Genomic DNA, 14849 nt, shown 5'->3' with positions numbered 1-14849 from the left:
GGTCGGTCCGGCTCCCGTGGGCTCCGGCGTCCGGTCAGGCCCGCTGCCCGAACAGCTCCTGGAGCACGTCCTCCATGGTCACCAGGCCGGCCAGCCGTCCGTCCGCGCCCAGCGCGGCCGCCAGGTGCGTACGGCTGCCGCGCATCGCCGTGAGGACGTCGTCCAGCGGCGTGCCCTCCCGGACCCGGGCGATCGGACGCATGTCCCGCAGCCGGAACGGCTCGGTGCGCGGCGAGGCGTCCAGCGCGTCCTTCACATGCAGGTACCCGATGATCCGGCGGCCCTCGTCGACCACGGGGAAGCGGGAGAAGCCGGACTCGGCCGACAGCCGCTCCAGCTGCTCCGGGGTGACGCCGAGCCGGGCGTAGACGACCCGCTCCAGCGGGAGCACCACATCGCGCACGGGCCGGCTGCCCAGCTCCAGAGCGTCGTGCAGCCGCTCCTGCGCCCGGTCGTCGATCAGACCGGCCTCGCTGGCGTCCTTGACGATCTCGGCCAGCTCGGAGTCCGTGAAGGTCGCCGAGACCTCGTTCTTCGCCTCCACCCGCAACAGCTTGAGCAGGCCGTTGGCGAACGCGTTCACCGTGAAGATCACCGGGCGCAGGGCCCGCGACAGCGTGACCAGGGGCGGCCCGAGCAGCAGCGCGCTGCGCACCGGCTCCGCCAGCGCGATGTTCTTCGGCACCATCTCGCCCAGCAGCATGTGCAGATACGTCGCCAGGCCCAGCGCGATGACGAACGACACCACGTGGCCCGCGCCCGCCGGCACGCCCACCGCGTGGAAGACCGGCTCCAGCAGATGGGCGATCGCGGGTTCGGCGACCACGCCGAGGACCAGCGTGCACAGGGTGATGCCGAGCTGTGCCGCCGCCAGCAGCGCGGACACGTGCTCCAGGCCCCACAGGACGCTCTTGGCGCGCCGGTCGCCCTCCTCGGCGAAGGGCTCCACCTGGCTGCGGCGCACCGAGATCAGAGCGAACTCCGCGCCCACGAAGAAGGCGTTGACGACCAGGGTCGCCACACCGATCAGGATCTGTACGGCGGTCACCGGCCGGCCCCCTTCCCGTCGTCCGCGCGCCCGTCACGCGCCGGAAGCTCCGCGCGGTCCGCGGTGCGGTGCCTGCCGCGCCGCGTGGGGACCGCCACGACGGCCTCGTCGTCCAGCGGCGCGTGCAGCAGCACCCGCGCGGCCCGGCGGCCGCCCGCGTCCACCACGTCCAGCCGCCACCCGGCGACCTCCAGCACGTCGCCCGCCACGGGTATCCGGCCCAGCTCGGCCGCGACCAGGCCGGCGAGCGTCTCGTACGGCCCGTCCGGGGCCCTGAGCCCCACGCGCGCCAGCTGGTCCACGCGCGCGGAACCGTCGGCCGAGTACTGGGCGCGGCCCTCCGCGTCGGCCCCCGCCGGAGCGAGGTCGGGCGTCTCGTGCGGATCGTGCTCGTCGCGCACCTCCCCGACGACCTCCTCCACGATGTCCTCCAGGGTCGCCACGCCCGCCGTGCCGCCGTACTCGTCGATGACGACGGCCATCGTGCGCCGGCCGGAGAGCCGGTCCAGCAGCCGGTCGACGGTCAGCGACTCGGGCACGAGCATCGGCTCGCGCATGATCTCGGAGACGCGCAGATGCAGCCGCCGTTCGGCGGGCACCGCCAGCACGTCCTTGACGTGGGCCGTCCCCACCACCGAGTCGAGGTTGCCGCGGTAGACGGGGAAGCGGGACAGCCCGGTGGCCCGGGTCGCGTTCGCCACGTCCTCGCAGGTCGCCTGGGCGTCCAGGGCAACGACCTGGACGCGCGGCGTCATCACGTTCTCCGCGGTGAGGTCGGCGAGGTTGAGGGTCCGCACGAACAGCTCGGCGGTGTCCGCCTCCAGGGCGCCCTCCTTGGCGGAGTGCCGGGCCAGCGCGGCCAGCTCCTGCGGGCCGCGCGCGGAGGCCAGCTCCTCGGCGGGCTCCACCCCGAGCCGGCGCACCACCCGGTTCGCCGCGTTGTTCAAGTGTGTGATGAAGGGGCGGAACGCCGCGCTGAACCAGCGCTGCGGCGTGGCCACCCGCCGGGCGATCGCCAGCGGTGAGGAGATCGCCCAGTTCTTCGGCACCAGCTCGCCGACCACCATCAGGAACACCGTCGACAGGGCGGTGCCCAGCACCAGCGCCACCGAGGTCGCCGTGGACCGGGAGACGCCGAGCGCCTGGAGCGGACCGGCGAGCAGCTCGGCGATCGACGGCTCGGCGAGCATGCCGACCACCAGGTTGGTGACGGTGATGCCGAGCTGCGCCCCCGAGAGCTGGAACGTCAGGTTCCGTACGGCTTTGAGCGCGCCGGAGGCGCCGCGCTCGCCACGCTCCACGGCGCGCTCCAGGGCGCTGCGCTCGACCGTGGTCAGGGAGAACTCGGCCGCGACGAAGGCGCCGCAGGCCAGGGACAGCAGCACCGCCACGAGCAGCAGGAGCACTTCGGTCATCGGGTCACCCCCCTTCCATGGTCGGTCAGGACAAAGGGGATCGCGCGGTGATGCTCACCGGGAGGCTCGCCCATGGGCGGACGCTCACAACCTTTCATGGAGGACCGAGTGCTCCTCCGATGGTAAAGGATGGGCAAAGAAGTCGGGTGACGTCAGTCCGCCCGGGCCGGCAAGGGCTTCACCCAGCGCCGCCAGTGCTCCTCGGGCGTGTATCCCGCCGCCCGCCAGGCGTGGTGCGCCCGCTCGTTGCCGGTGAGCACCATCGCGTCCCCGCGCCGCCCGCCGAGCCGCGCGAACCGCTCCTCGGCGGCGGACAGCAGCGCGGAACCGATGCCCTGCCGCCGGTGACCGGGGTGCACCGCGAGCCGGTACAGATGGCAGCGCCAGCCGTCGAAGCCGGCGACGACCGTGCCGAGCAACTCGCCCGCCCTCCCCGTCGCGAGGAGCAGGGCCCCGGGGTCGCGGGCGATCAGGCGTCCCACCCCGTCGCGGTCGTCGCTGATGCTGGTGCCCTCGGCGGCCGTCCGCCAGAAGGCCAGCACGGTGTCGATGTCGTCGGCGGTCGCGGGGCGTATGCGCAGGTCCGTCATGCGGAGATCCCACCACGCGGACCCGGGCGCGGAACGGGAATTCCGGCATCCGGACGCGCCGGCCCCGCATCCGGGCGCCGCTTGCCCCGCACCCGGACGCCGCTTGTCCCGCACCGGGGCGCCGCTTTCCCCGGCAGCCCGCGGGCCGCTTGCCCCGCTCCCCGAGCAGCGCTCCCGTCACCCCCGTGCGCCCATTGCCCCGCTCCCCGAGCGACACTTCCCTCACTCCCCGCGCAGCGCCTCCAGCACCGGCGCGAAGGCCTCCATGTCCGGTTCCAGGACGGTGAGGTAGGAGAAGCCGAACCGCTCGCGCTGGGCCCGCACCCGCGCGACGATCTCCTCCACCGTGCCGACCAGCACGATGGGCAGCGCCAGCGCCTGCTCCAGGGTCAGCTGCGGCCGGCGTTCCAGCAGCGGTCGCAGCGCGGCGGCGGGGTCGTCGGTGACGGCGACGGTCTGGATCAGCAGGTTCAGCTCGGCCGGCTCGGCGCGGCCCTCCGCGTACTTCCGGTAGCGGGCCACCCGCTCGGCCAGCTCGTCGGCCGACAGCGGGGCGAGTCCGGTGGGGCTCTCGGCCGCGGCGCGGGCCCCGGTGAACGCGGCGATGTCCGCGTGCTCGGCGGTCAGCCGCAGCATCCGGTCGCCGTTGGCGCCGATCAGCAGCGGTACCCGCGGCCGCTGCGCCGGTCGCGGCCGGTGCTCGGGGGATCCGAGCAACCGGTCCAGTTCCACCACCGTGCGCCGCAGGTGCCCCACGCGCTCGCCCGGCGAACCGAACGGCAGCCCCGCGCTCTCGTGCTCCTCCCGTACGTACCCGGTGCCGAGCCCCAGTTCCAGGCGGCCGTCCGTGAGCGCGTCCGTCGTCGCCACTTCGCGGGCCAGCAGCGCGGGGTTCCAGAAGCCCGCGTTCAGCACGAAGGTGCCGAGCCGGGGCCGCTCGGTGGCCTGCGCCGCCGCCACCAGCGCCGGGAAGGGCGCGACCCAGCCCAGATGGTCGGGCACGAGGATCACGTCATAGCCGAGCTCCTCGGCCCGCCGGCACTTGGCGCGCCACTCCGCGGCGGAGCCGGGATTCAGCAGATTGACACCGAAGCGGAACGGTCGCGGCATGAACTCTCCCCGTGGGCGCGGCATTTGAGCGTGCGTCGCGATTCCATCACTCGTGGGCGATCGCCGCCAGCACGTTCATGCGCGACGCACGCGAGGCCGGCAGCAGGGCCGCCACCACCCCGACCGCCGCGGACCCGGCCACGACCGCGACGATCGTGCCCCAGGGAACGGCCAGCGCGGTCATGCCCTGCAGCGCCAGCACCCGCTGGACGCACACACCCCACACCAGCCCCAGCGCGAGTCCCAGGACCGCGCCGAACACGGCGATCACCACCGACTCCAGCCGGATCATCCGGCGCAGCTGCCGGCGGGACAGTCCGAGCGCACGCAGCAGACCGATCTCCCGGGTCCGCTCCACCACCGACAGGGCGAGCGTGTTCACCACGCCGAGCACCGCGATGACGATGGCCAGTCCGAGCAGCGCGTAGACGAGGCGGAGCAGCACCGCGATCTGGTCGTGCACCAGCTTCTTGTAGTCGGCCTGGTCGCGGATCTGCATGTTCGGAAAGGGGGCGAGGGTCTTCTCCAGACGGGCGCGCAACTGCCCGGTACCGGTGCCGGGAGCCGCGTTCACGTACAGGGCGGCGTCCGGGGTGCCGGGCGCGTACCGGTCGAGCGTGCCGATGCCGAGGAACAGGCCGCCGCGCGGACCGAACCCCTCGGCCTGCTCCTGGTCGGTCAGCGCGCCCACCGTCAGCTCCGCCCGGCGGCCGCCCTGGAACTCGGCGGGCAGCACGCTGCCCGCCCGTACGCCGTGCTCGCGGGCGAAGCCCGCGTCCATGGCCAGGCGCCCGTCGGCCAGCGCCGCCGCCGTGTTCCCGGCCGCATACTTCGTGTGGACCACGGCGTCCAGCCGCCGGTCGTAGCCGGAGGCGGACGTCTCGACCCGCTTGCCGTCCGGCAGCCGTACCGCGATCGCCGCCGGCCGCCGGCGTACGACGAGGCCCGCCCCCGGGGTGTGGCGTACCCGGTCGGTGACCTCCGACGGGAACGGCGTGAAGGTGCGGTTCTGCACGATGTAGTCGGCGCCGAGCGTCCTGTCGATCCGGCGGTCCACCGAGCGGGTCATGGAGGCGCCGGCCACCGACATCCCGCCGACCAGGGCCAGCCCCACCATCAGCGCCGCCGCCGTCGCGCCGGTGCGGCGCGGATTGCGCAGGGCGTTGCGCCGGCTCATCCGCCCGATGGAGCCGAACAGCACCGGGAAGGCGCCGCCCAGCACCCGGATCAGGGGGCGCGCCAGCAGCGGCCCGGCGACGACGGTCGCGACCAGGGTGAGCACGACGCCGGCCCCCAGCAGGGCGACGGCGGTCGCGGTCCGGTCCGCGACGGCGCAGCCCGCGAGCGCTCCCACGCCGAGGGTCCCGACGGCGGCGCCGGCCACCGCGCGCGACCGCAGGGGCCGTCCCGCACCGGGGGCCTCGGCGTCCGCGAGCGCCGCCATGGGGGAGACGCCCGCCGCACGGCGGGCCGGGAGGTAGGCCGCCGCGAACGTGACCCCGATGCCGACGGCGTACGCCGCGACGGGGGTGGCCCAGCCGATGACCATTCCCGCCGTCCGCAACCGGACGCCGAAGGTGCTCACGAGCCGCATCAGGCCGGCCGCGAGCCCGATCCCGGCCGCCAGGCCCAGCGTGGAGCCGGCCAGGCCGAGCAGCAGCGCCTCGGTGAGCACCGACCGCCGCACCTGCCCACGGTCGGCGCCCAGGGCGCGCAGCAGCCCCAGTTCGCGAGTGCGCTGGGCGATCAGCATCGAGAAGGTGTTGACGATCAGGAAGACGCCGACCAGGACCGCGATCCCGGCGAAGCCGAGCATCACGTACTTGATGACCTTCAGGAACCCGCCCAGGTTCGCGGCAGCCGACTTGGCCTGCTCGGCGGCGGTCCGCACGTCGTACGTCCCGCTGCTCACCGCCGCGCCGACGCGCCGCTTCAGTTCGGCGTCGGTGACGCCCGCGGCCGCGTCGACCGAGATGCCGGTGGCGCGGGCGGTGGAGCCCAGCAGCCTCGTCTGCGCCGTCCTGGTGTCGAGGTAGAGCAGCGCGGCGCCCGGGTTGACGGTGGTGAAGGCGGCGATGCCGGAGACCCGTACCCGGAAGGTGCCCGGCGGCGCCTGCACCGTCAGTACGTCGCCGATCCGCACATGCCGGTGCCGGGCCGTGTCGGCGTCCAGGACGGCCTCGCCGTCCCCGCGCGGGGCGTGACCGGAGGACAGTTCCACCCCGCTGCGGGCGCCGGCCCGCCAGACGCGGGCGATGGTGGGGGCGCCGGTGGTCGGGCCGACGGGCTCGTTCCGCCTGTCGACCACCACCACGTTCTCCACGGTCGCGTCGACGTGGGCCGCGAGGACACCGGGGACGCGGGCCACCCGTGCGGCGAGCGAGGCGGGCAGGGTCGGCACCGCGCCGGTGCGCACCGCTGAGGTGAGGTCCTGCCTGGGCGCCACCGTCACATCGGCGGCGGTGGAGGCGAACAGCCGGTCGAAGGTGCGGGTGACGGTGTCGGAGAAGATCAGGCTGCCCGCGACGAAGGCCACCGACAGCACGACGGCCAGGGCCGACAGCAGCAGCCGTCCCTTGTGCGAGAGGAAGCTGCGCAGGGTCGCCCTGAGCACGTCGGTCAGGCCTCCTCTGCGGCGGCGCGGTCGCCCCCGCCGAGCAGGCGCCGCCCGGCATCGGTGGACCGGTCGCCGGGCGCCGCGGGAGCGGCGGCCACAGGCGTGGGCCCGACGGAGGGATCGAGAGCCGTCGGCCCGGCGGAGGGAGCAGGAGGGTCGAGGGGCGGGAGCGGGCCCGGGCCGGAGGGCCACGCGCCGCTCCCGGCGAACAGGCGCATGCGTTCGAGCACCGCCTCCGCCGTCGGATGCGCCATCTCGTCCACGAGCCGGCCGTCCGCGAGGAAGAGCACCAGGTCGGAGCGGGACGCCGCGTTCGGGTCGTGGGTCACCATGACGACTGTCTGGCCGAGGCGGTCGACGGCGTCCCGCAGGAAGCCGAGCACCTCCGCACCGGCCCGTGAGTCCAGATTGCCGGTGGGTTCGTCGGCGAAGATCAGCTCGGGGCGGGAGGCGAGCGCCCGCGCACAGGCCACGCGCTGCTGCTGGCCGCCGGAGAGCTGGGACGGACGGTGCCCCAGCCGGTTCCTCAGGCCCAGGGCGTCGATGACCTGGTCCAGCCATCCCTGGTCGGGGCGGTGTCCCGCGATGTCCATCGGCAGGGTGATGTTCTCCAGCGCGTCGAGCGTGGGGATCAGATTGAACGACTGGAACATGAAGCCGATCCGGTCCCGGCGCAGCCGGGTCAGCTCGCCGTCCTTCAGCCCCGTGATCTCGGTGCCGCCGACCCACACCTGACCGGCCGAGACGGTGTCGAGCCCGGCCAGACAGTGCATCAGGGTGGACTTCCCGGAGCCGGAGGGGCCCATGACCGCGGTGAACCGGCCGCGCGCGACGTCCACGTCCACCGAGTCCAGCGCGAGCACGGCGGTCTCGCCCGATCCGTACGCCTTGGTCAGCCCGCGGGCGCGGGCCGCGGTCGCGTCGGACCGCGCCCGGCCCGGCGCCGCGGCAGGTGTGGACACGGTGGCCTCCTCGGTGCTCCCGCGACCATGAACGTCCTGGCTCATGCCTCTTTTGTCCCCCGCCGAGCGTAATGTGAGCGCCCGCGCGAGGGGTATCCCCCGTTGGGCCGAATCGTCTCTCCACTCGCGGGCCGGGCCCGGCGGTCCGTGTAGGGGGCGCTCTCCACCCGCGGCCGGTGCGCCCTTGCCGGTGCTAGCGGTTGGGCGCTAGCGTCGAGGTATGGCGAAGACCCAGCTGAACGTGAGAGTGGACGAAGGCACCGCCCGTGCCGCTCGCGAGCGCGCCCTGGCCCGAGGGATGAGCGTCAACCGCTACATCGAGGAACTGGTCCGCCAGGACACGGGGGAGGTCGGCCACACCTTCGTGGAGGCCGCGGCCGACTTCATGAAGAGTTACGAGAGCATCTTCGCGCAGGAGTTCGGGGCGGACCGTGAGGGCCGCCATGCCCGCCGGAGCGAAGGCCGTCACTGAGCCCTTGAACGATCTCAGAATCGACCTCGCCTGGCTGCTGATGCTCGCGGAGCGGATGACGCCCGGGGACCCCCAGGTCACCGACTGGGGCGCCCTCGTCGCCGCGGTGGCGCGGCACCGGGCCGAGATCTTCGACGTCCCCGTCTACGACACCCCCCACGCACGGGCCGCCGCCCTGCTCCAACTGCTCGTCCACGTCCCCGCGCTGGAGCGCTCCAACGCCCTGTTCGCCTCCGCGGTCGCCTACGCCTACCTGGTCGCCAGCGGCCTGAAGGTCGTCACCTCCCCCGAGCAGGTGCGCGACCTGGCCCGCCTGGTCAAGAGCGGCGAGGCGTCGGTGGAGGACATCGCGCGCGAGCTTCGCCAGTGGAGCCTGTGAGCGACGGCACCCGACTGCCGGACGGCCCGGCCGACCAGCTCGTGCCCGGCCTGTCCCGTGCCGGCTCGTTCGGTTCTCCGGCCGGACCGCCGGGAGCGGCCTCGGGCCGCCGGCTCCGGTGGCCCCCTTCGGGATGTCTGATCCCGGGTCGCCGGCTCCGGTGGCCGACGTGGGGCTGCCTGATCTCGGGTTGCCGGTCAAGGCGGCGGGCCTCGGGTCGCCGGGTCCGGGGCCGGCGGTCTGCCACGTGCCCGGCCCGCCCGTTCTCAAGACCGGCGGGCCGCCGGGGCCGCCACCAGAAGTCCGGCGGCGGCCCCGGCGGCCGATCAGTGGTCGTCGGCCCCCGCGAACGGCGGCGGAGCCTCCCGCACGGTGAACGCCGCCGCGTCCCACGTGCCGTTCAGACGGGGCGCGAGCCAGCCCGGCGCGGCCGCCCGGAAGCCGGCGGGAGCCAGGCCGCCGGCGCCGTCGGGCAGCGCGCCGAGAAGGGGCGCGCCGGCCACCTGCGGCAGGTCGGCGATGTTGCAGCGGTCGGCGAGGTCCGGTGCGGCGGGCCAGCTGCCGATCACCACGCCGAGCAGATCCAGCTCGCGCGAGCGCAGTTCACGGGCCGTCAGCTCGGTGACGTTCAGGGTGCCGAGCCCGGCGGAGGCGACGACCAGCACCGGGGCACGCAGCAGCTGCGCCGCGTCCGCGAGCGTCCCGCCCGCGTCGTCGAACCGTACGAGCAGGCCGCCGGCGCCCTCCACCAGCACCAGATCGTGCTCGGTGGCGAGCTTGGCCGCGGCCTCGGCCACCTCCTGCGGGCGCACCGGCGGCCGCCCGGCCCGCAGTGCGGCCGTCGCGGGCGCCAACGGCTCCGGGTAGCGGGCCACTTCGGCCCAGGTCACCGGGCCGGCCAGCCGCACCACCTCGGCGCCGTCCCCGCGCTCGTGCGGGCCCACTCCCGTCTGCGCGGCCTTCAGCACGGCCACCGACCGGCCGGCCGCGACGGCCGCCGCGGCGACGGCGGCCGTGGTGACCGTCTTGCCGACCTCCGTGCCCGTGCCCGTGATCACCAGTACCGGCATCTCATCCCTCCCGCGCCGCCGCGCACACCGCGCGCGCGATCCGTGCCACGTCCACGTCACTCGTGACGTACGGCGGCATCGTGTACACCAGGTCCCGGAACGGCCGCAGCCACACGCCCTCGCGCACGGCGGCCCGGGTCGCCGCCGCCATGTCCACCGGACGGTCGAGCTGGACCACGCCGATCGCGCCGAGGACCCGTACGTCCCGGACCCCGGGCAGCTCCGCCGCCGGCGCCAGGCCCTCGCGCAGACCCGCCTCGATCCGCTCGACCTCCGTACACCAGTCCTGGCCGAGCAGCAGTTCGATCGAGGCGCACGCCACGGCCGCGGCCAGCGGGTTGCCCATGAACGTCGGACCGTGCGCCAGCACCGGCACCTCGCCGCGCGAGATCCCTTCGGCCACCCGCGCGGTGCACAGCGTCGCCGCCATCGTCAGATAGCCGCCGGTCAGCGCCTTGCCCACGCACATCACGTCCGGCGTCACCGCCGCGTGCCCGGCCGCGAACAGCGCGCCCGTGCGGCCGAAACCGGTCGCGATCTCGTCGAACACCAGCAGCACGTCGTGCGCGTCGCACGCCTCGCGCAGCACCCGCAGATACGCGGGGGAGTGGAACCGCATCCCACCCGCGCCCTGCACCACCGGTTCGACGATCACGGCGGCCAGTTCGTCGGCGTGCCGTTCGATCAGCTCACGCAGGTGGGCGGCGTACGCCTCCTCGAAGCCGGCCGGCGGCGCGTCCGCGAAGACCTGGCGGGGCAGCACGCCGGACCACAGTTCGTGCATCCCGCCCTCGGGGTCGCACACGGACATCGGCTGCCAGGTGTCCCCGTGGTAGCCGCCGCGCCAGGTCAGCAGCCGCCGCTTGGCCGGGCGGCCGAGCGAACGCCAGTACTGCAGGCACATCTTGACGGCGACCTCGACCGACACCGAGCCGGAGTCGGCGAGGAAGACGTGTTCGAGCCCGTCGGGCGACATGTCGACAAGGAGCTTCGCCAGGCGGACGGCGGGCTCGTGGGTGAGCCCGCCGAACATCACATGGCTCATCCGCTCCAGCTGCCGGCGGACCGCCTCGTTCAGCACCGGGTGGTTGTAGCCGTGGATCGCGGCCCACCAGGAGGACATGCCGTCCACCAGCTCGCCCGAGCCGTCCGCGAGCCTCAGCCGCACCCCGCTCGCCGACTCCACGACGAGCGGTTCCTGACGGCCCGGCATCGGACCGTAGGGATGCCACACGTGCCGGCGGTCCAGGTCGAGCAGCTCGGCGACGCCCGGACCGTGCGGGTCGAAGCCCTCAGGCATTGGGCGCGAGGTCCGTTCCGGCGCCCCGGCGGCGCACCGCCACCAGGTCCGTGCGGGGCTCGCCGGCCTTCGGCTCCGCGGCGGTGGCGGGGACCGAACCGCACACGCCGGCCCCGCCGTGCGACCCGCAGCCCGCCTGCTCGTGCGACCCGCACCCGGCGTCGGCGTACGCACCGCAGCCCGCGCCTTCGTGCGACCCGCACCCGGCGGCGCCCTCCTGAGCCCCGCCGGCCGTCGCCGCCGCGTGCGCGCCGCAGCCGCCGCCCCCCGCCGCCCGGTGCTGCGGCAAGGTCACCTGCTCGGCGCCCTCCACCTCGAACCCGGCGTCCGCGATCATGTCCAGGTCCGCCTTGCCGGCCTGGCCCTCGCTGGTCAGGTAGTCGCCGAGGAAGATGGAGTTGGCCAGGTGCAGCGCGAGCGGCTGCATCGAACGCAGGTGCACCTCACGGCCGCCCGCGATCCGGACCTCCACGTCCGGGCAGACGAACCGGACCATCGCGAGGATCCGCAGACACCGCTGCGGAGTCAGGTTCCACTCCTTGGCCAGCGGAGTTCCCTCGAACGGGATCAGGAAGTTCACCGGAACGGAGTCCGGGTCCAGTGCGCGCAGCGAGTGGACGACGTCCACCAGGTCCTCGTCGCTCTCGCCCATGCCGGCGATGAGCCCGGAGCAGGCCGACAGCCCGGCCGCGTGCGCCTTGTGCACCGTGTCCACCCGGTCGGCGTACGTGTGGGTGGTGGTGATGTCGCCGTACGTCGACTCGGAGGTGTTGAGGTTGTGGTTGTAGGCGTCGGCGCCGGCCGCGCGCAGCCGCTCCGCCTGGCCCTCGGAGAGCAGCCCGAGGCAGGCGCACACCTCGACGCCCTCGTTCTGGTCCTTGATGGCCTTGATGGTCTCCGAGACCCGGTCCACGTCGCGGTCGGTCGGACCGCGCCCGCTGGCCACCAGGCACACGCGCTTGGCGCCGCCGGCCAGCCCGGCCGCCGCGGCCTCGGAGGCCTCGCCGGGCTTGAGCCAGGTGTACTTGAGGATGTCCGCCTTCGAGCCGAGCCGCTGGGAGCAGTACGAGCAGTCCTCGGGGCACAGGCCGGACTTGAGGTTGACGAGGTAGTTGAGTTTCACCCGCCGTCCGAACCAGTGGCGGCGCACCCTCCCGGCCGCCGCCACCACATCGAGCAGGTCGTCGTCGGAGGTGGCCAGCACGGCCAGAGCTTCCTCGCGGGTCGGCAGCTCGCGCCGAAGCCCCTTGTCCACCAGCGTGTTCAGCAGGTCCATGGGAGCCGATCCTGTCCTACGGGACCGCCCCGGGCCAAGGAGAGTTTGCACAACAGAGACGCATCGACGTGTGGGTATTGCCACATCATGGGCGGCCGGTCCGACCGCTAGTGTCTGTCCACTGCCTACAAAAGCCCCGGAGGAACCATGGCGTTCGGCTGGATCGACGAACAGGCGGACGCCCGCCGCCGTGCCGGGCTCGTACGGACGCTGCGCCCCCGCCCCGCCGACTCGCCCCTGCTCGACCTCGCGAGCAACGACTACCTGGGCCTGGCCCGGCATCCCGAGGTGACCGAGGGCGCCGCGAGCGCCGCGCGCACCTGGGGCGGCGGCGCCACGGGGTCCCGGCTGGTCACCGGCACCACCGGACTGCACACCGCGCTCGAAGCCGAACTGGCCGCATTCTGCGGCTTCGAGGCGGCGCTCGTGTTCTCCTCCGGATACGCCGCCAACCTCGCCGCGGTCACCTCGCTCGCCCCGCACGGCGCGCTGATCGTCTCCGACGCGGGCAACCACGCCTCGCTCATCGACGGCTGCCGGCTGGCGCGCGCCGCCACGCAGGTCGTCGCGCACGCGGACCCGCAGGCCGTGGCCAAGGCGCTCGAGACGCACGAGGGGCCGGCGGTCCTCGTCTCCGACACGGTCTTCTCGGTCGACGGCGACGCCGCCCCGCTGGCGCGGTTCGCGGAGGTGTGCCGGGAACGGGGCGCGGGGCTGGTCGTCGACGACGCCCATGGACTGGGCGTGCTCGGTGACGGCGGCCGCGGCGCGGCCCACGCGGCGGGGCTCGCCGGCGCCGCCGACGTGGTCGTGACCGCCACGCTGTCCAAGTCGCTCGGCAGCCAGGGCGGAGCTGTGCTCGGACCCGCCCGGGTGATCGACCACCTGGTCAACGCGGCGCGTACGTTCATCTTCGACACCGGTCTCGCCCCCGCGGCGGCGGGCGCGGCCCTGTCCGCCCTGCGGCTGTTGCGCCGCGAGCCGGAGCGCGCCGAGCGGGCGCGCGCGGTGGCGGCCGAACTGCACGCCCGTCTGACCGCGGAGGGCCTCCAGGCGGTGCGCCCGGACGCCGCGGTGGTCTCCGTGCGGGCGCCGTCCCCGGAGGGAGCCGTGCGCTGGGCGGCCGACTGCCGTGCGGCGGGCCTGGCCGTGGGCTGCTTCCGTCCTCCTTCCGTGCCCGACGGCATCTCACGGCTCAGGCTGACCGCCCGTGCGGACCTCTCCGGGGCGCAGATCGAGCGCGCTGTCCGGGTGATCGGCGGAACGCGACCATGAGTCGGCGTGACACGGCCGTGCGCCGCCTGAGGGGGAGACGGATCAGACGCGGCGCACCGCGGCGGTGAACTCCGCCCAGCTCCCGGGGGAGAAGAGCAGCGCGGGCCCGGCCGGCGCCTTGGAGTCGCGTACCGCGAGCAGTCCGGCGCCCGGCCCCGACGACGGGCGCGCGGTCTCGACGCAGTTGTTCGCTCCCGTGCTGTGGCTGCTGCGCAGCCATCGCACGCCGTTCAGATCGGCGCTGGAAGGTACGTTCCGCGGCGGAGCGGACATGGTGCCTCCTTACCCGGTCGCGCGCCCTCACCTGTCCTGGCGCATCCCGGCGATGAAGTCCAACGAGTCCTCGGTCGACAGGGCATGGGACCGAAGGGTGTCGTAGGCCTCGGTGTAGGCCTCCAGGTCTTCTTTCCGATCGAGGTGGAAGCTACTCGTCAAGTGGTCGAGAACGACCACATCCAGATCAGAAGTGTGAGAAAAGGAGAAGATGACGAAAGGCCCGGTGACGCCGATGTGCGCGCCCGCGGCGAACGGCAGCACCTGCAGCCGTACCTGGGGCAGCCGCGCCGCCTCCGCCAGCCGCTCCAGCTGACGCGCCATGACCTCCGGACCGCCCACCTCCCGGTGCAGCACGGCCTCGTCGAGCACCGCGTTCAGCTGCAGCGGCGGGTCGGCCCGCAGGACGTGCTGCCGGGCCAGGCGCACCTCGACCAGCGCGTCCAGCCGCTCCTCGTCCAGCCCCTCCACGGCGGCCCGGGTGACCTCACGGGCGTACTCGGCCGTCTGGAGCAGTCCGGGCACGACCGTGGTCTCCAGGGTGCGCATCGCGGTCGCCTGCGACTCCAGGCTGATGAAGTCCCGGTAGGTGGGCGGCAGCACACCGCGGTAGGCGTGCCACCAGCGGTGCCGGCCGTCGCCGTCCTCGGAGGCCGCCAACGCCAGAAGCAGCCGGCGCAGTTGGGCGTCGTGGACCGCGTAGGCGTCCAGCAGCAGCCGCACGTCGGCCGGTTTCACGCCGCTGGTGCCGGTCTCGATCCGGCTCACCTTCGACTGGTGCCAGCCCACCAGCCGGGCCGCCTGTCCGCTGGTGAGACCCGCGCCGGCGCGCAGCGTGCGCAGTTCGGCGCCGAGCTTGCGGCGGCGCACCACGGGACCGTGCTGCATGGATACTCCTCACTCCTCCCGGGTTCGTGCGGCGGCCCGCGGCGACCCGCGCCGCGAACGGGGACGGTGTGTCCCCGCCGGGCCCGGGCGCGCCCAGCCGGGCCCGGCACGGTCGGCGCCGGGCCCGGTGCGGGCCGTGTCGCATGCGGTCGGCCGTCGCAGAGTTCACCGCTT

Annotated in this window: 14 protein-coding genes; 3 read left to right on the top strand and 11 right to left on the bottom strand. The window is 74.3% G+C overall.

Going from position 1 to position 14849, the window contains the following annotated elements:
• Positions 1 to 34 precede the first annotated feature (34 nt).
• The 6 genes from ACH5A8_RS16010 to ACH5A8_RS15985 all read right to left on the bottom strand — a co-directional run bounded on the left by ACH5A8_RS16010 (position 35) and on the right by ACH5A8_RS15985 (position 7742).
• Positions 35 to 1048 (bottom strand): hemolysin family protein, encoded by a 1014-nt coding sequence (locus ACH5A8_RS16010; RefSeq protein WP_399002230.1) that lies wholly within the window; start codon positions 1046 to 1048, stop codon positions 35 to 37.
• Positions 1045 to 2463 carry a hemolysin family protein gene (locus tag ACH5A8_RS16005; protein ID WP_399002228.1) on the bottom strand — a complete coding sequence of 473 codons (1419 nt, stop codon included), beginning with the start codon at positions 2461 to 2463 and terminating at the stop codon, positions 1045 to 1047. Before ACH5A8_RS16005 ends, ACH5A8_RS16010 begins: the two co-directional genes overlap by 4 nt.
• Positions 2464 to 2615: 152 nt before the next feature.
• Positions 2616 to 3053: a GNAT family N-acetyltransferase gene (locus tag ACH5A8_RS16000; RefSeq protein WP_399002226.1), complete on the bottom strand. Its 438-nt coding sequence runs from the start codon at positions 3051 to 3053 to the stop codon at positions 2616 to 2618.
• A 222-nt stretch (positions 3054 to 3275) separates the two neighbouring features.
• Positions 3276 to 4163, bottom strand: coding sequence for an LLM class F420-dependent oxidoreductase (locus ACH5A8_RS15995; protein ID WP_399002224.1), 888 nt, complete (start codon positions 4161 to 4163; stop codon positions 3276 to 3278).
• Between the two features lie 46 nt (positions 4164 to 4209).
• The gene (locus ACH5A8_RS15990; protein ID WP_399002222.1) at positions 4210 to 6777 is read right to left on the bottom strand and encodes an ABC transporter permease; all 2568 of its coding nucleotides are present in this window, start codon (positions 6775 to 6777) and stop codon (positions 4210 to 4212) included.
• A gap of 5 nt (positions 6778 to 6782) precedes the next feature.
• Complete coding sequence (locus ACH5A8_RS15985; RefSeq protein ID WP_399002220.1) at positions 6783 to 7742, bottom strand: ABC transporter ATP-binding protein; 960 nt, start codon at positions 7740 to 7742, stop codon at positions 6783 to 6785.
• Positions 7743 to 7962: 220 nt separating this feature from the next.
• Here ACH5A8_RS15985 and ACH5A8_RS15980 point away from each other — a divergent pair, with 220 nt between their 5' ends.
• A complete protein-coding gene (locus tag ACH5A8_RS15980) occupies positions 7963 to 8214 on the top strand; it encodes an antitoxin (RefSeq protein ID WP_399002218.1) in 252 nt (83 codons plus the stop codon).
• 4 nt (positions 8215 to 8218) lie between these two features.
• A complete protein-coding gene (locus ACH5A8_RS15975; protein ID WP_399002216.1) occupies positions 8219 to 8593 on the top strand; it encodes a fic family toxin-antitoxin system, toxin component in 375 nt (124 codons plus the stop codon).
• A 326-nt stretch (positions 8594 to 8919) separates the two neighbouring features.
• Here the strand turns inward: ACH5A8_RS15975 and bioD are convergent, their stop codons facing one another.
• From bioD to bioB, 3 genes are read right to left on the bottom strand one after another with little or no spacing between them, the layout of a single operon-like run.
• The gene (bioD, locus tag ACH5A8_RS15970; RefSeq protein WP_399002215.1) at positions 8920 to 9663 is read right to left on the bottom strand and encodes a dethiobiotin synthase; all 744 of its coding nucleotides are present in this window, start codon (positions 9661 to 9663) and stop codon (positions 8920 to 8922) included.
• Position 9664: 1 nt separating this feature from the next.
• On the bottom strand, positions 9665 to 10963 hold the full coding sequence (locus tag ACH5A8_RS15965; RefSeq protein WP_399002213.1) for an adenosylmethionine--8-amino-7-oxononanoate transaminase: 1299 nt from the start codon (positions 10961 to 10963) through the stop codon (positions 9665 to 9667).
• A complete protein-coding gene (gene bioB / locus ACH5A8_RS15960) occupies positions 10956 to 12239 on the bottom strand; it encodes a biotin synthase BioB (RefSeq protein WP_399002211.1) in 1284 nt (427 codons plus the stop codon). Before bioB ends, ACH5A8_RS15965 begins: the two co-directional genes overlap by 8 nt.
• Before the next feature lie 147 nt (positions 12240 to 12386).
• Here bioB and ACH5A8_RS15955 point away from each other — a divergent pair, with 147 nt between their 5' ends.
• Positions 12387 to 13514: an 8-amino-7-oxononanoate synthase gene (locus ACH5A8_RS15955; protein WP_399002209.1), complete on the top strand. Its 1128-nt coding sequence runs from the start codon at positions 12387 to 12389 to the stop codon at positions 13512 to 13514.
• Between the two features lie 42 nt (positions 13515 to 13556).
• Here the strand turns inward: ACH5A8_RS15955 and ACH5A8_RS15950 are convergent, their stop codons facing one another.
• Together ACH5A8_RS15950 and ACH5A8_RS15945 are read right to left on the bottom strand one after the other, a co-directional pair.
• A complete protein-coding gene (locus tag ACH5A8_RS15950) occupies positions 13557 to 13787 on the bottom strand; it encodes a DUF397 domain-containing protein (protein ID WP_399002207.1) in 231 nt (76 codons plus the stop codon).
• A gap of 27 nt (positions 13788 to 13814) precedes the next feature.
• Positions 13815 to 14675 carry a helix-turn-helix domain-containing protein gene (locus ACH5A8_RS15945; protein WP_399002205.1) on the bottom strand — a complete coding sequence of 287 codons (861 nt, stop codon included), beginning with the start codon at positions 14673 to 14675 and terminating at the stop codon, positions 13815 to 13817.
• Positions 14676 to 14849 lie beyond the last annotated feature (174 nt).

It is taken from the genome of Streptomyces sp. NPDC018610, from assembly GCF_044391765.1.
Taxonomy (GTDB): Bacteria; Actinomycetota; Actinomycetes; order Streptomycetales; family Streptomycetaceae; genus Streptomyces.
The sequence above is the reverse complement of the archived record's forward strand: the minus strand, read 5'-3'. Positions and strand labels throughout refer to the sequence as shown.